This is a genomic window from Bradyrhizobium aeschynomenes (assembly GCF_013178945.1).
GTDB lineage: Bacteria > Pseudomonadota > Alphaproteobacteria > Rhizobiales > Xanthobacteraceae > Bradyrhizobium > Bradyrhizobium aeschynomenes.
The window spans coordinates 876118-892263 of sequence record NZ_JABFDM010000001.1 but is presented as its reverse complement, the minus strand read 5'-3'; the positions used below and the strand labels follow the sequence as shown (position 1 = coordinate 892263).

Sequence of the window (16146 nt, the reverse complement as noted above, 5' to 3'; positions counted from 1 at the left end):
GAGCCTTGACGATGCTGAACGAGTCGAGACCCGGACGCCTCTCGGCGCCGGAATTTCTCCAGGGCCTGATCGACACGCTGACCCAGCGCGGCCGGTCGGTGCTCGGCATCAAGCCGCCGCGTCACACCGGCGAGGATCCGGATCTCGAGCTGCTCGGCGAGGCCCTGCTGTCGCGGCGCGGCGAGGCCTCGGGCGTTGCCATCGCCCAATCGCTGCTTGCCGCCTTCGAGCGGGCCAAGGAGCCTGAGCGGCTGAAATTCCTGTCCTCGCTGGCCGACCGGTTCGGGCCCGACCGCCGCGCAGTCGAGCTCGCGATCGCCGCCTACAAGAGCGAGAACGGCGGCGCGGGCAAGACCATCGAGGCGCTGCATGCCGCGGCCGAGCCGCGACGCCAAGAGCTGATCCGCCGCCTCAACCTGGCGCCGGGCGGCACCACCTCGCTGGTGCGCATGCGCCAGGGATTGCTATCGCTGCTGCCGAAACATCCGGAGTTGCAGGCGGTGGACGACGATTTCGTCCATCTGTTCTCGTCATGGTTCAATCGGGGATTTCTCGTGCTGCGACCGATCGACTGGACGACCTCCGCCAACATTCTCGAGAAGATCATCAAGTACGAGGCGGTCCACGCCATCCAGGACTGGGACGATCTGCGCAACCGACTGCAACCGGCGGACCGCCGCTGCTACGCCTTCTTTCATCCGCAACTGGTCGACGAGCCGCTGATCTTCGTCGAGGTCGCGCTGACCAAGGAGATTCCCGGTGCGATCGGCCCGCTGCTGGACAAGGAGCGCCAGGCCATCGATGCCCGCGAGGCGACGACGGCCGTGTTCTACTCGATCTCGAACACGCAGAAGGGACTGGCCGGCGTGTCCTTCGGCAACTTCCTGATCAAGCAGGTGGTGCAGGATCTGACGCGCGAGCTGCCCAACCTGAAGACCTTCGTGACGCTGTCGCCGGTGCCGGGCTTCGCCAATTGGGTGAAGCGCGAGTTGAAGGCCGAGGCCTCGGTCGCGATCGACGACGAGACGAGGCGTGCGCTGGCGGCGATCGAGGACGGCGGCGACATCACCCAGGCGAAGGAGCAGATCACCGCGCTCGCGGCCTACTACTTCCTCAAGGCCAAGCAGCCCTCCGGCAAGCCGGTCGACCCCGTCGCCCGCTTCCATCTCGGCAACGGCGCGCGGCTGGAGCGGCTGAACTTCCTCGGCGACGCCTCGCCCAAGGGCCTGAAGCAATCCCATGGCCTGATGGTCAACTATCTCTACGCCCTGGAGCACATCGAGGCCAACCACGAGGCCTTTGCCGAGGCCGGCACCGTCGTCGCCTCGCAGCAGGTCAAGAAGTCGCTGCGCGCCAAGCTGGCCTCGCAGGACCTCGTGCCCAGCACGCAAGCCGCTTCGCAACGGAAGATCTCGTGATGACCTGGAACCTGTACGACCGTCTGCTCGCCTCCGCCGGAACCGATCCCGCGATCTGCATTGAGAAGGACGACGGCAGCACCTTGAGCTATGCCGAGCTCGCCGCACTCAGCGGCCGCTTCGCGAGCTTTCTGGCGTCGATCGGCATCGGCCCGGATCACCGCGTCGCCTGCAAGGCCGAGAAGTCGGTCGAGGCCGTCGCGCTCTATCTGGCGACGCTGCGTGCCGGGGCAGTCTATCTCCCGCTCAACACCGCCTATACGCCCGCCGAGACCGAGTATTTCATCCGCGACGCGCAGCCGACCTTGATCGTCTGCGACCCGAAGGAAGCGGCCGCCTTGCGCGCCATCACTGCCAAGGCAGGCGGACGCGTTGAGACGCTCGACTCAAATGGCGAGGGATCGCTGGCCGACGCCGCAGCCCCCTGTCCGGCCGAATTTTCGACAGTTGCGCGCGCCAAGGACGATCTCGCCGCCATCCTCTACACCTCGGGCACGACGGGCCGGTCGAAGGGCGCGATGCTGACGCATGGCAACCTCGTCTCCAACGCGCTGACCCTGATCGAAGAATGGCGCTACACCAGCCACGACGTGCTGATCCATGCGCTGCCGATCTTCCACATCCATGGGCTGTTCGTCGCCGGCAACGTCACCTTCGCCGCACGGGCCCGCATGATCTTCATGCAGAAGTTCGAGGCCGAGCGCATCCTGACCGCGATGGCGCGCGCGACCGTGCTGATGGGCGTCCCAACGTTCTATGTCCGGCTGCTGCAGAGCCCGAATCTGAGCCCGGCCGCCACCGCCCACATGCGGCTGTTCGTCGCCGGCTCCGCGCCGCTGCTGGCCGAGACGCATCGCGCCTGGAAGGAGAGGTCGGGTCACGAGATTCTCGAACGCTACGGGATGACGGAGACCGGGATGATCACCTCCAATCCGTACGAAGGCCCGCGCATCCCCGGCTCCGTCGGCCGGCCGCTGCCGGGCGTCGCGCTGCGGATCGCCGATCCCGAGACGGGAGCGCCGCTCGGCGCAGACGAGGTCGGCATGATCGAGGTGAAGGGGCCGAACGTGTTTGCCGGCTACTGGAGGATGCCGGAGAAGACGGCCGCGGAATTCCGCGCCGACGGATTCTTCATCACCGGCGACCTCGGCAAGATCGGCGCCGACGGCACCGTGCAGATCGTCGGCCGCGGCAAGGACCTCATCATCTCCGGCGGCTTCAACGTCTATCCAAAGGAGATCGAGACCGAGATCGACGCCATCGCAGGTGTCACGGAGAGCGCGGTGATCGGCGTGCCGCATGCCGATTTCGGCGAGGGCGTCACCGCCGCCGTCGTACGCACGCCGGGCGCCTCGGTCGACGAGCGCGCGATCCTGACCGCATTGGCGGAACGACTAGCCAAGTTCAAGCAGCCGAAGCGCGTGATCTTCGTCGATCAGCTGCCCCGTAACACCATGGGCAAGGTGCAGAAGAACCTGCTGCGCGATCGCTTCGCCGACATCTACCAGGCCAAGACTTAACGGGTCGATGAGGACGGCCGGCGCGCGTCAGCGGGTCTGGCCGACCGTATCGGCCACGGTGGCGCCGCGGGTCCCGAGCGGCCGCTCGCGTCCCGTCGTCGTGTCGCGCACGGTCTGGTGCTCGAGCTCGGCGTCGAGCTCCGCGCCGATCAGAATCACGATCGCCGAGATCCAGATCCAGGTCATGAAGCCGACGACGGCGCCGAGCGAGCCGTACGTGGCGTTGAAGCTGCCGAAATTAGCCGCGTACCATGAGAACAGCGCCGAGCCCGCGAGCCAAAGCGCCGCCGCCAGCGCGCTGCCCCAGCTGATCCAGCGCCATCTCGGCTCCTCGCGATCCGGTCCATAACGGTAGATCAGCGCGAGCCCGAGCGAGACGCAAATGAAGATCGTAGGCCAGCGGCCGATCTGCAGCACCAGATCGGCGGCCTCGGACATGCCGAGATATTTCAGCAGCACCGGAAGCACCACGACGGCTCCGATGGCGAGCAGCGCAAACAGGAGCGCACCGCCGGTGAACAGCAGCGAGACGGCGTTCAGCTTGATGAAGCCGCGCGAGTCCTGCTCGCGATAGACGACGTTGAGCGTATCGAACAGCGACTTCATCGCCGCATTCGCGCTCCAGAGCGAGATCGCAAGACTGACGAGAAAGGTGACGCCCAGCGCCTGGCTGCCTTTGTCCGTAACACGCGTCAGCTGATCGCGCGCGATCTCGATGGCGCCGCCGGGCAACATGCCCCGCAATTGCTCCAGATGCCCGGTGATCTTCGCGGGATCCGAGAACAGGCCGTAGACCGCGACCAGCGCAGCGAGCGCCGGAAAGATCGCCAGCAGCGTATAGAACGTCATGCCTGCTGCGAGCGCCACGATTCTGTGATCGGTGACGTTCTGATAGACGCGATACAGCACATCCTTCCAGCCTCGCGGCGGGATCTCGGAGGGTGACGCGGCGAGCCTGCCGCGACCGTCGTCGGACAGCTCGTTTGTCCGCCCTCGGCGTGCCGGCTCCGGACGCTGATCGAAATATTGGATCAGGAACGCCAGCCCGAGCAGCGCCAGCATCCCTCCCGTGCCTGGCCCGCGGCGGCTGCCGAAAGCACTGACCGCCCCCGGACGAGCGTCATCCGACTTCGTGGATCGTCGAAACATGGAAAGCATCCGCTGTTTGTCGGGTGATGAACCGAAGCCGTCGCGGAATGTTCCGGCTTCGCGCGCGTCGGCCAGCGGTATCGGCTCCCTCTTGGCGGCGGCGCGCCGAGCGGTCCGAGCACACAATCCGGCGGGAGCCATGAACGCGACGCTGCGACGGCGACACCAACAGTTAATGTAGCCCGTGAGGAACGGGCCTGTGCAGCCCCGCGTTGCAACGCCACCTTCAGCACAAGGATAAATGCATGCGCCGCCTTCTGTTTGCTTCGCTTTCCGCTTCAGCTGTTCTCGCAGGGCTCGCGGCGATCTCGCCGGCGTCCGCGGCACAAGATCGCTTCTGCCTGCAGGGCAGGATGTGGGGCTATCCCGGCAATTGCCAATTCTCCACATATCGGCAGTGTCAGGCCGCAGCCTCCGGCACCGATGCCGGCTGTGGCATCAACCCAGCCTACGCCTATGCACGTCAGCGCTATGCTCCGCGCTATTGAGCGCAGGTCGATGGCCCGACCGGGCCTCGATGAGCGCCCCGGTTGACTGACATGGATCGCGGCGGCCGTTGCGCCGCCGCATCATCTGGCAAAGGACGACCCGGCGTCGTCTGCTGCGTCGCAGAATGAGTTCAGTAGGAATTTGATTTCCACATCATCGGGCGGCAACCAGATGCCGTACGCCGTCTCCTCCTCCGCTGCCGTCCGGCGTGCGGAACGTTGAGCCTCGCCGTCGCTTATACGGCAACGGATCTCGCATTGAGGAGGACAACCATGGACGGACTGATTTATCTGGTGGGCCTGATCGTGGTCATCATGGCCATCCTGTCGTTCTTCGGCCTGCGCTGAGAGGACGGCATGAGCATGGAAACTGCGCCGGTCGCCACGTCACCCATCGGGCGCGTGGCCGCAGACAGCTGGACCCTGCAATGGACGCCGGTCATTGCGGGAGCCCTCACCGCCGCGGCGGTGTCGTCGATCCTGATCAGCTTCGCGATGACGGTCGGGCTCGGCGTCAGCTCCACGGCGCCGACCTGGCGGGACGCGTCCGTTGCGCTGTGGCTGCTGTCGGGACTCTATCTCGTGCTGCAGGCTCTCGTCAGCTTCGGCTGCGGCGGCTATGTCGCCGGGCGCGTTCGTGCGCCTTACGGGTTGGCGGAGAGCGACGAGACCGAGAAGCGCGATGGCCTGCACGGCGTCGCCGCATGGGCGCTCGCCGTCGTGCTCGGCACGGTGCTGGCTGCCATGGTCGCGTCCGCGGCGAGCAGGCCAAATCCCGTCAGCGCACCACAGACCGCCAACGAACCGTCAGTGCTGAGCTATGAGCTGGATCACCTCTTCCGCGCCGCCAAGCGGACGCCGAGCCCCGAGCTGGCGCCGGCACGCAGCGAGGCCGGCCGGATCCTGCTGACGGCATCGAGCCACAGCGGCGTCAGCACCGACGACCGCAACTACCTGGTGCAGCTGGTCGGCGTAACGACCGGGCTTGCAGGACCTGATGCCGAACGCCGGGTCGATACGACGATCGCAAATGCCAAGAGCGCGTTGTCCCGCTCGCGTGCGAGCACGACGATCCTTGCCTTCTCGGTGGCGACCGCGCTGCTGCTCGGCGCCATCGCGGCATGGCTGGGGGCGGAAAGCGGCGGACGGCACCGCGACGGCAAGCCCGTCAGCGGCTGGATGCTGCACGCCAACCGCTTCAGCCGGCGGCGCGACATGTTGCGGCGTCCGGTGTCGATGCCGGAATGAGACGAGGCTGTTGAGCACTGATGCAGAAACGGCCCGGTCGATCACCGGGCCGTTTTCATGCGCCGGGTCAGCCGACGCCGCGGATCATCAGCCTGGCGTCGCCACCATAGCTGCTCACATCGCCATCGCCGGGTGCGATCGCAAAGCCCTGCTTCTCCCAGAACGGAACCGAGCGGTTGACGGCGACCAGCGACAATGACGGCAGGCCGAGCTCGCGCGCATGCAACCTCAGCTGGGCAACGATGCGACCGGCTGCGCCGGTGCCGCGCGCCTCCGGCAGCAAAGCGAGATCATGGATGTAGTAGGTCGTGGCCGGCGAAGGCAGCTGGCCGAGAACGACGTTCAGCGCCGGCGGCTCCCCGAGATGCCAGGGGTGGCTGATCACATAGCCGGCGATCTCGTCGCCTTGCGCGGCGAGCACGCCGCATCCGCCCGGATGGAGGCGCAGGCGCTCGGCGAAAACCTCGCGATCCTCGGGATAGGACGGGTGCAGGCGGAGCGCGATGGCATCCACCGCGGCGAGGTCGCCGGGCGTCATCGCGCGCCAGGTGAGCATCGAAGCTCTCGTCACGCCCAACTCATTTCACGAGCGTCAGCCAGCGCTCCGTGGCCGATACCGCCGCCGGCCACAACGCCTCGGTCGGCTGTTTGCGGTGCAGCGCCTTGCCGACCTCGCAGATCGACATGAAGGCCGCCGCGCGCGCCTCCTCGACCTCGAGCGGCTGCTCGGCGCTCGGGCTGCGCACCAGCCCCATCAGACCGTTCAGCGTCTGCAACGCGGCCTCCGGCGCGCTCGCTTCCGCCGATCTCAGCGCCGCCACGACCTGCTCGGCCTTCTCCGTTTCCGTCATCGTGCCTTCGTTTCGCCCATCCCTGAACGACGCGAAACTATCAGCCGGATCGATAGCCGGCAATGTCGGCATCGCCGCATGACGGGCCTGGCCGGGCAGCTAGACCTTCGCCGTGCCGGGCTCGCCATCCTGCGATGCTGCCTGGCCAGCGTCTCCGCCGGCATGCTGGCATTGTAGATCGCCTGGAAGCTGCCGGGCGTGAAACCGGCGATCGATCCAATCACGAGAATCCGCCCGGCATCGCGCCGGCGCATGTCGTTCAATTCTGTGAACCAGCTCCACCGTTCCCATGACGTTGATGTCGATGACACAGCGGCCGTTCGCGAGATCCTGATCGAGGAAGGCGTGGCCCAGCCCGCGCCCGGCATTCTCGATACCGGCCTGGATGGGCCGCGTCTGACAAGCCAGTTGGCTCACACCTGGAGACTGGGCCGATAAAGATGACGGCGAAGATCAGCGTGCTCACGCTGTGGGGAACGCAGGCGCGAATGCTGCCGGGCGGGAACCATAGGAACGATTCCACCTGCCGATCTTGATTTGGGTTGCGGAGCGCCAATGCGCCGCAAGCTGCTGATGACGATGAGGACGAGTGCCGGATGCAGGCAGGTTTTGCGTTCACGAAGTTGGCTGATCGGCTGACGAGCCTGCTGGAACTGTCGAGCGAGGATCTTGCGCTGCTGGCCCGGATGCCAAGCTCGATCCGCAATGTCGTTCCGCACGAAGAGGTGTGGCGCAAGGGCGATGAGCCCTCGACTTGTTGCGTTCTGCTGCAGGGCTATCTCTGCTGGAAGGACGTCGATGCAGGCGCCGGTCAGATCACCGGGATCTACGTGCCAGGCGACGTGCCCGATCTGTACACGGTCGTGGCGCCCCGAGTGACGGCGAGTCTGTGCGCGCTCGGCACCGGCGTCGCTGCCTTCGTGCCGCACAGCTTCTTTCGCGAGGCGCGGGCACGCTCCACCCGGCTGGCGCATGCGCTGTCGCTGTTGACGCTTGCAGACGCGGCGGCACTGCGCATTTGGCTCACCAATCTCGGCAGCCGGGACTCGCTGAGCCGCGTGGCACACCTCATCTGCGAGATCACCGTGCGACTGCGCGCCGTCGGCCTCGCCCGCGACCTGCGCTTTGCCTCGCCCTTCACGCAATCAGACCTGGCCGCGATCTGCGGCATCTCGCCGGTTCACGCCAACCGCACGATCCAGGACCTCCGGCGCAAGGGACTGTTGCACTGGCAGTCGCGCACGATCACCGTGAACGACTGGACCGGCCTGGCGCGCTTGGCAGGATTTCGGCCGGACTATCTGATGCTCCGTCAGACGCCGCAGCTCGAGCCGCCGGCCCACGCAGAACCGGCTCAGGACCCCTCCATCGAAGCTCCGGCGCCGTGATACCCACGCGCTGGCGCAGCGCATCCCGCACCTCCGCAACGACCGCATTCCAATCGTTCGGCTTGCGCTGATGGAATAGGCGCGCGCGCGGATACCAGTACGTCATCGAGCCCGCCGCCGGCCAGCGCCAGTCGCAATCTGCGTGCAGCATGATCCAGGTCTCGCAGCCGAGCGCGCCGGCCAGATGCGCCACCATGGTGTCGACGGTGATGACCAGGTCCAGGGCCCGCAACGTATGCACGAGCTGGTCGATCTCCGCCGTGCTGAGATCACGCGCGCCGATGTCGGCCACCTCTGCAGCGGGCACTTCGCGCTGCAGGGAAAAGGCGGCGACGCCTGGAATCAGCAAAGTGCGAATAAGCACGGCAGGCACTTCGCGCCGCTTGTCCCATTTGCCGACCCGCCACACCAATCCGACCGCCAACCCCTCATGATCCGGAAGCGTCGCCGGCCGGCCCTCCTGCACCAGATATGGCGCCTGCATGCGGACCAAGTCTGCGTCCGCATGCAGCGCATGTGCGAGCTCCATGATCTCGATGTCGACGTCGAAGGCCACGTCCGGCGCGCCGTCATGCAGCGGAAGCACGCGACTGACACCCTCGATGCGCGCGATCAGCCGGCACAAGGGCGGCTGACACCACACGACGACGTCGCGCGCGGTTCGCGCGAGTGCGGGCAGAAACCGGGCGAACTGGACGGTGTCACCAAGCCCGTGATAGCAGCGCACCAGCACGATGCGATCATTCAGGTCCTCGCCCCGCCAGATGTTCTGCAGATGGCGAGGTCCCTCGTGCTTGCCGGAGCCGCTCGCCCTCAGCGCGTCCAGATCGCGGTCCGCGATCCGCCATGCGCTGGCGAAATCTCCCGCGCGCATGGCGGAGACCCAGTCACCGCCCGATGGATCGCCTCCCGATGCGCTCACGCGTCGCGGCGGACGAACTTGTGGAAGCGGCTGATCTTCCCGTCCTTGGTGCGGTCCTGGTACAGGAACGCGAGCTCCGACTCGTCGAACTTGCGGAAGAACTCGTCCCATCCGACCTCGTCCAGCGCATTTTCTTTTGGCCCGAAATCGATCCGCAGGATGCCGGCGTGACCGTTCTCCTCGGTCGAGGCGACCGTTGACGGGCGGCCGTCGCGCTCCTCGGCCCATTTGCGGATCTCGTCGTGGTCAGTGGTGGTTGCGCTCTCGCTCATGGCGGCCTCCTGTTCCGAAGGGACGAAGCCGGTCATGCCTGGCTTCTGCGGTCAAACGCGATCGCGGCCGATTCGTTCGTCGGGCGAGAGCCGTCCCGTCAGCTTGTTCTTCATCAATGAAGAAGATCGTTCCGCGATCGCGCCGTCGGATTCTAATCCAGATTAGCTTTCCCGTTGTTTCTCGCTTGAAACCTGCGAGACACCGGGATCGGTCGGCGCGGCAACAGGAACGAACATACACCCGGCACGTTCGCCGACGTACTTACGTTTCATGTCGCGCGTCAACATCGCCGGAGGACGACACTCGATGCACTCCCGTCTTCAAGACAGACGCCGCGTTCGCGTCGGTGTCGTCGGGGTCGGCAATTGTGCCAGCTCCTTCATCCAGGGTCTCAGCTACTACCGCGACGCGACGTCCAATGAACCCGTTCCCGGCCTGATGAATGCGGACATCGGTGGTTATCACATCGGCGACGTCGAGATCGCCTCAGCCTTCGATGTCCACGCCGACAAGGTTGGCCGCGACGTGGCCGAGGCCATCTGGGCGAGGCCCAACAACACCTATCGCTTCTCACAGGTCGACCCGAGCGGCGTCACCGTCGAACGCGGCCCGGTGCTCGACGGCATCGGACGCTACCTCGAAGACGACGTACCTGTGGCCGACATCCCGGAGGCCGACGTCACCGACGTTCTGAAAAAATCGCGTACCGACATCGTCGTGTCCTATCTTCCGGTCGGCGCGCAGAAGGCGACGGAATTCTATGCCGCCCGTGCGATCGAGGCCGGCTGCGGCTTCGTCAACTGCATTCCGGTCTTCATCGCGTCGGATGCCTCCTGGCGCCAGCGCTTCGAGCAGGCCGGTCTTCCGATCGTCGGCGATGATATCAAGAGCCAAGTCGGCGCCACCATCGTTCATCGGATGCTGGCCAACCTGTTCCGCGAGCGCGGCGTCCGGCTCGACCGCACCTATCAGCTCAATGTCGGCGGCAACACCGACTTCAAGAACATGCTCGAGCGTGAGCGGCTGAGCTCGAAGAAGATCTCGAAGACACAAGCCGTGACAAGCCAATTCGACGTGCCGCTGGAGGCCGACAACGTTCACGTCGGTCCGAGCGATCACGTGCCGTGGCTGACCGATCGCAAGCTGGCCTATATCCGGCTCGAGGGAACCACGTTCGGCGGCGTGCCGCTGAGTGCCGAGCTGAAGCTAGAAGTCTGGGACTCGCCGAACTCCGCCGGGGTGGTCATCGATGCGGTGCGTTGCGCCAAGCTGGCGATGGACCGCGGCATCGGCGGCGCGCTGACCGGCCCATCGAGCTATTTCATGAAATCGCCGCCGCAACAGTTCACCGACGAGGAAGCGCGGCGCAGGACGCGCGCCTTCATCGACGATGTCGCCATCGACGATGCCGGCTGAGGGCACGGCTGATGACCACGTCCATTCATCTGATCCGGCACGGCCATCATCCCCTGCTCCGCCGCGTGCTGTGCGGCCGCATGCCGGGCGTCGAGTTGGACGAGCAGGGTTGCCGCGAGGTCGAGATGTGCGCTGCGCTGATCGATCCGATCCCCAGCTTGATCCAGTCGAGCCCCCAGTTGCGCGCGCAGCAGACGGCCGGCCTGCTCGCCGCCCGCTACGGTCTTCCCGTCGAGATCGCACCTGCTCTCGACGAGCTCGACGCCGGTGATTGGACCGGACGCAGCTTCGCCGAGCTCGACGCCGACCCGGATTGGCGGCGCTGGAATGCGCAGCGAGGATCGTGCGCGCCGCCGAATGGAGAGAGCATGGCATCAGTCCAGCAGCGCATCGTTGCACATATCGAGCACCTCTGCCGCGAGCATGCCGACGCCTGTATCGTGCTGACGAGTCACGCCGAGCCGATCCGCGCCGCCATCATGCATTACGCGCGGATTCCGTTCGACGATTTCCTCTCAATCGAGGTCGCTCCGGCCAGCATCAGCACGCTCGTCGCGGACTCGACCGGGTTGAAGTTGTCCCAGGCCAATCGGAAGGTGCCGGTGTGAAGATCGTCATTTTCGGCCTGACCATTTCGTCATCCTGGGGCAATGGTCACGCCACCCTGTGGCGCGGCCTGTGCAAGAACCTGATCCGCGCCGGGCATCGCATTGTGTTCTTCGAGCGCGACGAGCCTTATTATGCCGAGCATCGCGACATGCCGGAGCTCGCGGGCGGGCGCCTGATCCTCTATCGCGACTGGCAGGATACCGCGGCGCTGGCCGCGGCCGAATTGCGCGATGCGGATGCCGCAGTTCTGACCTCCTATTGCGCGGACGGGCATGACGCCACCACGCTGATCCTGGATCGGGCACGCGGGCTCAAGGTGTTCTATGACCTCGACACGCCAGTCACGCTCGACCGGCTGCGGGCCGGAGAAGCGCTGTCCTATATCGGCCCGCGCGGGCTCGCCGACTTCGACCTCGTGCTGAGCTTTACCGGCGGTGCACGGCTGTTCGCGGGGTATCGCAGCCGGCTCGGCGCACGCGACATCGCGCCGCTGTACGGCCACGTCGATCCGGACGTCCATCGGCCGGTTGCGCCGCAGCCGCAATATCGGGCCGCATTGTCCTATCTCGGCACCTATTCGGCCGATCGCCAAGCCGCACTCGCGGAGCTGTTCGTGAGCCCGGCCCGCGCGCGGGACGGCCTGCGTTTCCTGATCGGAGGCGCGCAATATCCGCGGGAGTTCCCGTGGTCGTCGAACATCTATTTCGTTCGTCATCTGCCGCCGTCCGAGCACGCCGCCTTCTTCGCGTCCTCGCGGCTGACGCTCAACGTCACCCGGCGCGCAATGGCCGAGATGGGGTGGTGCCCCTCAGGCCGCCTGTTCGAAGCGGCCGCGTGCGGCGTGCCACTGCTCAGCGACCGCTGGGACGGCATCGAGTCGTTCTTCGTGCCCGGCAAGGAGATCATCCTGGCCGATGGCGCGCAGGATACGCTCGCCGCGCTCGCATGCGACGATGGCGAGCTGGCGAGGATCGCGGCCCGCGCTCAGGAGCGGACGCTCGACGAACACAGCTCGATGAAGCGCGCGGCCGAAATGATCGGCCTGCTGGAGCGGGCTCGACGCCATGCGCCACCGCGCGCGACACAGGAGGCCTGACATGTGGGGCATCGTTCCAGCCGCAGGCCGCGGCAGCCGCATTCAGCCCCTGGCCTTCTCCAAGGAGCTGCTGCCGGTTGGAAGTCGCAGCGACAACGGCACCGATCGCCCCTGCGCCGTCTCGGAATATCTTGTCGAGCGGCTCATCCTGGGCGGCGCAGACAAGATCTGCTTCGTGATCTCGCCGGGGAAATCCGACATCATGGAGTATTTCGGAGACCGCTATGGCAGCGCGCGCTTGGCTTACGTCGTGCAGCCCGAGGCCACGGGGCTGTGCGATGCCGTGTTCCGGGCTTCGACCGTCATTGGCGAGCGCGACGATGTGCTGGTCGGGCTGCCCGACACGGTATGGTTTCCAGAGGCGGCGCTGGCGAGCCTGCCCGACGCGGACCTGTCCTTCCTGCTGTTTCCCGTCGAGCATCCCGAATTCTTCGATGCGGTGATGCTCGACGGCGACGCGGTCAAGCAGATCCAGGTCAAGCAGCGCGACGCGACGTCGAACTGGATCTGGGGCGCATTCCGAATGTCGGCGCGAGGCTTCTTCGATCTCAACACGCTGTGGGAGGCGCGCGATCGCTGCGATGAATATTTCGGCACGCTGGTGAACAGCTATCTGGCGGCCGGCGGCTCCGCTGTCGGAATCAAGGCCGGCGAAGCCTATGTCGACGTCGGCACCATCAACGGCTACCGCACGGCGATTACGCTGCTCGCCGCCTCGCAGGACAGCATCGCGCCTCGGCCGACCCTGCGCGCGGCTGCCGGCGACGGCGCGCACACTTTGCTGCGTGGAGGTCGGGCATGACCAGCGATCTGCTGTCGCGCGACGAGATCCGCCGTCGCGTCGATGCGCTCGGCCCATGGTTTCACAACCTCGACCTCAGGGGCGTTCCGACCGCGCCGACGCATTTCCTCGGTGATTATCCCAACGTGAAGTGGCGGCGCTTCGCCGAGATCATCCCTGACGATCTCACGGGCAAGTCCGTGTTGGACATCGGCTGCAATGCCGGCTTCTACGCCATGGAGATGAAGCGCCGCGGCGCCGATCGCGTCCTGGGCCTCGACACCGATGACGACTACCTCGCCCAGGCGCGCTTCGCCGCCGAGGTCAATGGCCTCGCCATCGAGTTTCGCAAGCTCTCCGCCTACGACGTCGGCCAGCTCGGCGAGACCTTCGACCTCGTCATCTTCATGGGCGTGCTCTATCACCTGCGCCATCCGCTGCTCGCACTCGATCTCATCCGCGAGCATGTGGTCGGCGACCAGCTGCTGTTCCAGTCGATGCTGCGCGGCTCGGCCGATGTCGACGAGATCGCCCGCAACTACGACTTCTGGACCACGAGCCCGTTCGACAGTCCGGGCTATCCGAAGATGCATTTCATCGAACACAAATATGCCGACGACCCCACCAATTGGTGGGCGCCGAATCGTGCCTGTGTCGAAGCCATGCTGCGCAGCGCCGGCTTTGCCATCCTCGCCCATCCGGAGGACGAGGTCTATCTGTGCCGGAAGGTCCCGCGACCGCAACAGGACGGCCCGGTCTATCCGGTGCGAGGTGTGAGATGATCGAGGCGGCGAAAATCTGGAACGAGCCGAACAACAAGTCGCATTGGGACCTCCAGCTCGACCCCGACTGGGCCCGCTTCGCCGAGACCGCGATCGCGGCCGGCAAGGCGATCCGCTCGGTGCATTCGACATTGCCGCGCGTGCTCGGCGGCATCTCCCCGATTGATCCGGCCTTCATCGACAATATGGCGGCCCGCGGCGTGCTCGATCACGTCGATGCGGTCGCCGTGCACGGCTTTCCGCTGGACTGGAATCTCTGGAAGATCGACGAGTGGCCGGCCAAGCTCGCCGAGATCCAGGCGCGCGTGTCCGCGCCGGTCTGGGTCACGGAGGTCGGCGTCTCCTCGTTCGGTGCCGACGAGGTGCAGGCCTGGGGCCTGCAGCGCACGGCCGAACTCCTCAACGGGCGCGCGCCGCGCATCCACTGGTACAGTCTCTACGATCTACCGACGGCGTGGGAGGCGACGACGCGGCACAAGGAGGCCGAGGGCTCATCCTACTATCGTCATTTTCACATGGGGCTGCTGCGCGAGGACGGCTCACCGAAGCTGGCGGCCCAGCTGTTTCCCGAGCACGCGCAGGGCATGGGTGTGTGCCAGTGGTTTCATTTCGAGGATCATCGCCTGGATGAAGCCGTGCGCTGGTTGCGCCGGCTCGGCGTTCGGCACGTCCGCACCGGCCTGTCATGGGCCGACAGTTTCCGCCCCCATGCGCAGTCCTGGTTCGACCGCCAGATGGCGGCGCTCGCGGAGTTCGACGTCACCGTGACGTTCTGCTTCACGCCTGAGCATCGCGGCATCGCTCCGCATCACACCAGCCCGCCGCTCGACGCCAACGAGTTCGCGGACTTCTGCGCCAACATGATCGCGCGCTATTGCGCGCGCACGGGCGCTGTCGCGGCGCCGCCATCCGCGCCGGAGCCCTCGCTATGCGCGCCGTGATCCTGGTGATCGACTCGGTGGGCATCGGCGGCGCTCCCGACGCGGCCCAGTACGGCGACGCCGGCGCCGACACGGTCGGACATATCGCGAAGGCGTGTGCAGACGGTCACGCCGACGACGGTCGGCGCGAAGGGCCGCTGCGCGTGCCCTATCTGGCGGCGCTCGGCCTCGGCGAAGCGTGTGAGCTCGCGTCCGGCCAGCGACCGCCCGGCCTCGATCACGGCGCCGGGGCCGGCGCCGCGTTCGGTTGCGCCAGCGAACGTTCACGCGGCAAGGACACACCATCGGGTCATTGGGAGATCGCCGGCGTTCCCGTGCCGTTCGATTGGGGCTATTTTCCCAAGACCATTCCGGCCTTTCCACCGCAACTGATCAGCCCGCTATGCGAGATGGCCGGGCTGCCTGGAATTCTCGGCAATCGTCACGCCTCGGGCACCGAGATCATCGCCGAGCTCGGCGAGACCCATATGAGGACTGGTCAACCGATCTGCTACACCTCCGCCGACTCGGTGTTCCAGATTGCCGCGCACGAGCAGACGTTCGGTCTGGACCGGCTGTATCGGCTGTGCGAGACGGCGCGGCCGCTGGTCGATCCCTTCAACATCGGCCGCGTCATCGCGCGCCCGTTCGTCGGCGAGCGGCCCGCCGATTTCCGCCGCACCGCGCATCGCCGCGACTACGCCGTCCCTCCGCCCGAGCCGACCATCCTCGACCTCGCGGCCGCCGATCACCGCCAGATCGTGTCGATCGGCAAGATCGACGACATCTTCGCCCATCGCGGCACCGGAATTAATCTGAAGGGCGACGGCAACGACGCGCTGTTCACGCGCACGCTCGAAGGGCTTGACGCTCTGGAGGACGGCGGTCTGCTGTTCGCCAATTTCGTCGATTTCGATACGCTGTACGGACATCGTCGCGACGTTGCCGGCTACGCGCGCGCGCTCGAGGCGTTCGACGCGCGGTTGCCCGAACTCGTCAACGTTCTCCGACGTGACGATCTCCTGATCATCACGGCCGACCATGGTTGCGATCCGACCTGGCCGGGCACGGATCACACCAGGGAACGCGTGCCCGTCCTGATCGCCAATGGCCGCCGCCCCGGCCCGATCGGCCGGCGCGACAGCTTTGCCGATATCGGTGCCACGGTCGCGCAGCATCTGCAATTTCCCGCGACTCCCCACGGTCACGCCTTCTGGTGAATGGCGAACTACGCCTGCGTTATTGATCCAGGTTAGGGAAATTATCGTTTGTACGTTGCGTAGGA

Annotated in this window: 16 protein-coding genes and 1 pseudogene; 12 read left to right on the top strand and 5 right to left on the bottom strand. The window is 66.2% G+C overall.

Annotation, left to right across the window (positions count from 1 at the left end; genetic code table 11):
- Positions 1 to 11: 11 nt before the first annotated feature.
- Positions 12 to 1418, top strand: coding sequence for a malonyl-CoA decarboxylase (locus HL666_RS04020; RefSeq protein WP_172110738.1), 1407 nt, complete (start codon positions 12 to 14; stop codon positions 1416 to 1418).
- Positions 1418 to 2938, top strand: a complete 1521-nt coding sequence (locus tag HL666_RS04015) for a malonate--CoA ligase (RefSeq protein ID WP_172180014.1) — start codon at positions 1418 to 1420, stop codon at positions 2936 to 2938. Before HL666_RS04020 ends, HL666_RS04015 begins: the two co-directional genes overlap by 1 nt.
- 27 nt (positions 2939 to 2965) lie before the next feature.
- Here the strand turns inward: HL666_RS04015 and HL666_RS04010 are convergent, their stop codons facing one another.
- The gene (locus HL666_RS04010; protein ID WP_246741441.1) at positions 2966 to 4000 is read right to left on the bottom strand and encodes a YihY/virulence factor BrkB family protein; all 1035 of its coding nucleotides are present in this window, start codon (positions 3998 to 4000) and stop codon (positions 2966 to 2968) included.
- Between the two features lie 332 nt (positions 4001 to 4332).
- Between HL666_RS04010 and HL666_RS04005 the strand changes: the two genes are divergently transcribed.
- Together HL666_RS04005 and HL666_RS04000 are read left to right on the top strand one after the other, a co-directional pair.
- Complete coding sequence (locus HL666_RS04005; protein ID WP_172110741.1) at positions 4333 to 4575, top strand: DUF3551 domain-containing protein; 243 nt, start codon at positions 4333 to 4335, stop codon at positions 4573 to 4575.
- A 357-nt stretch (positions 4576 to 4932) separates the two neighbouring features.
- Positions 4933 to 5823 (top strand): hypothetical protein, encoded by an 891-nt coding sequence (locus HL666_RS04000; protein ID WP_172133345.1) that lies wholly within the window; start codon positions 4933 to 4935, stop codon positions 5821 to 5823.
- A gap of 67 nt (positions 5824 to 5890) precedes the next feature.
- Here HL666_RS04000 and HL666_RS03995 read toward each other — a convergent pair whose 3' ends face one another.
- The 3 genes and pseudogenes from HL666_RS03995 to HL666_RS03985 all read right to left on the bottom strand — a co-directional run.
- On the bottom strand, positions 5891 to 6379 hold the full coding sequence (locus HL666_RS03995; RefSeq protein ID WP_246741440.1) for a GNAT family N-acetyltransferase: 489 nt from the start codon (positions 6377 to 6379) through the stop codon (positions 5891 to 5893).
- Between the two features lie 22 nt (positions 6380 to 6401).
- Entirely contained in the window at positions 6402 to 6674 is a 273-nt protein-coding gene (locus tag HL666_RS03990) for a hypothetical protein (protein WP_172110743.1), read from the bottom strand.
- 164 nt (positions 6675 to 6838) lie between these two features.
- A pseudogene (locus HL666_RS03985) lies at positions 6839 to 7100 on the bottom strand (SDR family NAD(P)-dependent oxidoreductase); the annotation flags it as partial.
- 170 nt (positions 7101 to 7270) lie between these two features.
- Between HL666_RS03985 and HL666_RS03980 the strand changes: the two are divergent.
- Positions 7271 to 8062 (top strand): Crp/Fnr family transcriptional regulator, encoded by a 792-nt coding sequence (locus HL666_RS03980; RefSeq protein WP_172180010.1) that lies wholly within the window; start codon positions 7271 to 7273, stop codon positions 8060 to 8062.
- A gap of 918 nt (positions 8063 to 8980) precedes the next feature.
- On the opposite strand, the gene HL666_RS03970 is transcribed toward HL666_RS03980, so the two are convergent.
- Positions 8981 to 9256, bottom strand: a complete 276-nt coding sequence (locus HL666_RS03970; RefSeq protein ID WP_172110745.1) for a hypothetical protein — start codon at positions 9254 to 9256, stop codon at positions 8981 to 8983.
- Between the two features lie 307 nt (positions 9257 to 9563).
- On the opposite strand from HL666_RS03970, the gene HL666_RS03965 reads away from it, so the two are divergent.
- Genes HL666_RS03965 through HL666_RS03935 form a run of 7 tightly spaced genes read left to right on the top strand, consistent with a single transcriptional unit; the run spans position 9564 to position 16081 of the window.
- Positions 9564 to 10673: an inositol-3-phosphate synthase gene (locus HL666_RS03965; RefSeq protein ID WP_172110746.1), complete on the top strand. Its 1110-nt coding sequence runs from the start codon at positions 9564 to 9566 to the stop codon at positions 10671 to 10673.
- A gap of 11 nt (positions 10674 to 10684) precedes the next feature.
- The gene (locus tag HL666_RS03960) at positions 10685 to 11281 is read left to right on the top strand and encodes a histidine phosphatase family protein (RefSeq protein ID WP_172180008.1); all 597 of its coding nucleotides are present in this window, start codon (positions 10685 to 10687) and stop codon (positions 11279 to 11281) included.
- Positions 11278 to 12378: a CgeB family protein gene (locus tag HL666_RS03955; protein WP_172110748.1), complete on the top strand. Its 1101-nt coding sequence runs from the start codon at positions 11278 to 11280 to the stop codon at positions 12376 to 12378. The genes HL666_RS03960 and HL666_RS03955 overlap by 4 nt, the downstream gene beginning before the upstream one ends.
- A gap of 1 nt (position 12379) precedes the next feature.
- A complete protein-coding gene (locus HL666_RS03950; RefSeq protein WP_172180006.1) occupies positions 12380 to 13180 on the top strand; it encodes a nucleotidyltransferase family protein in 801 nt (266 codons plus the stop codon).
- Positions 13177 to 13941, top strand: a complete 765-nt coding sequence (locus HL666_RS03945; RefSeq protein ID WP_172180004.1) for a TIGR04290 family methyltransferase — start codon at positions 13177 to 13179, stop codon at positions 13939 to 13941. The genes HL666_RS03950 and HL666_RS03945 overlap by 4 nt, the downstream gene beginning before the upstream one ends.
- Entirely contained in the window at positions 13938 to 14882 is a 945-nt protein-coding gene (locus tag HL666_RS03940) for a glycoside hydrolase 5 family protein (protein WP_172180002.1), read from the top strand. The genes HL666_RS03945 and HL666_RS03940 overlap by 4 nt, the downstream gene beginning before the upstream one ends.
- Positions 14870 to 16081 carry a phosphopentomutase gene (locus HL666_RS03935; protein WP_172180000.1) on the top strand — a complete coding sequence of 404 codons (1212 nt, stop codon included), beginning with the start codon at positions 14870 to 14872 and terminating at the stop codon, positions 16079 to 16081. Before HL666_RS03940 ends, HL666_RS03935 begins: the two co-directional genes overlap by 13 nt.
- Positions 16082 to 16146: the final 65 nt, after the last annotated feature.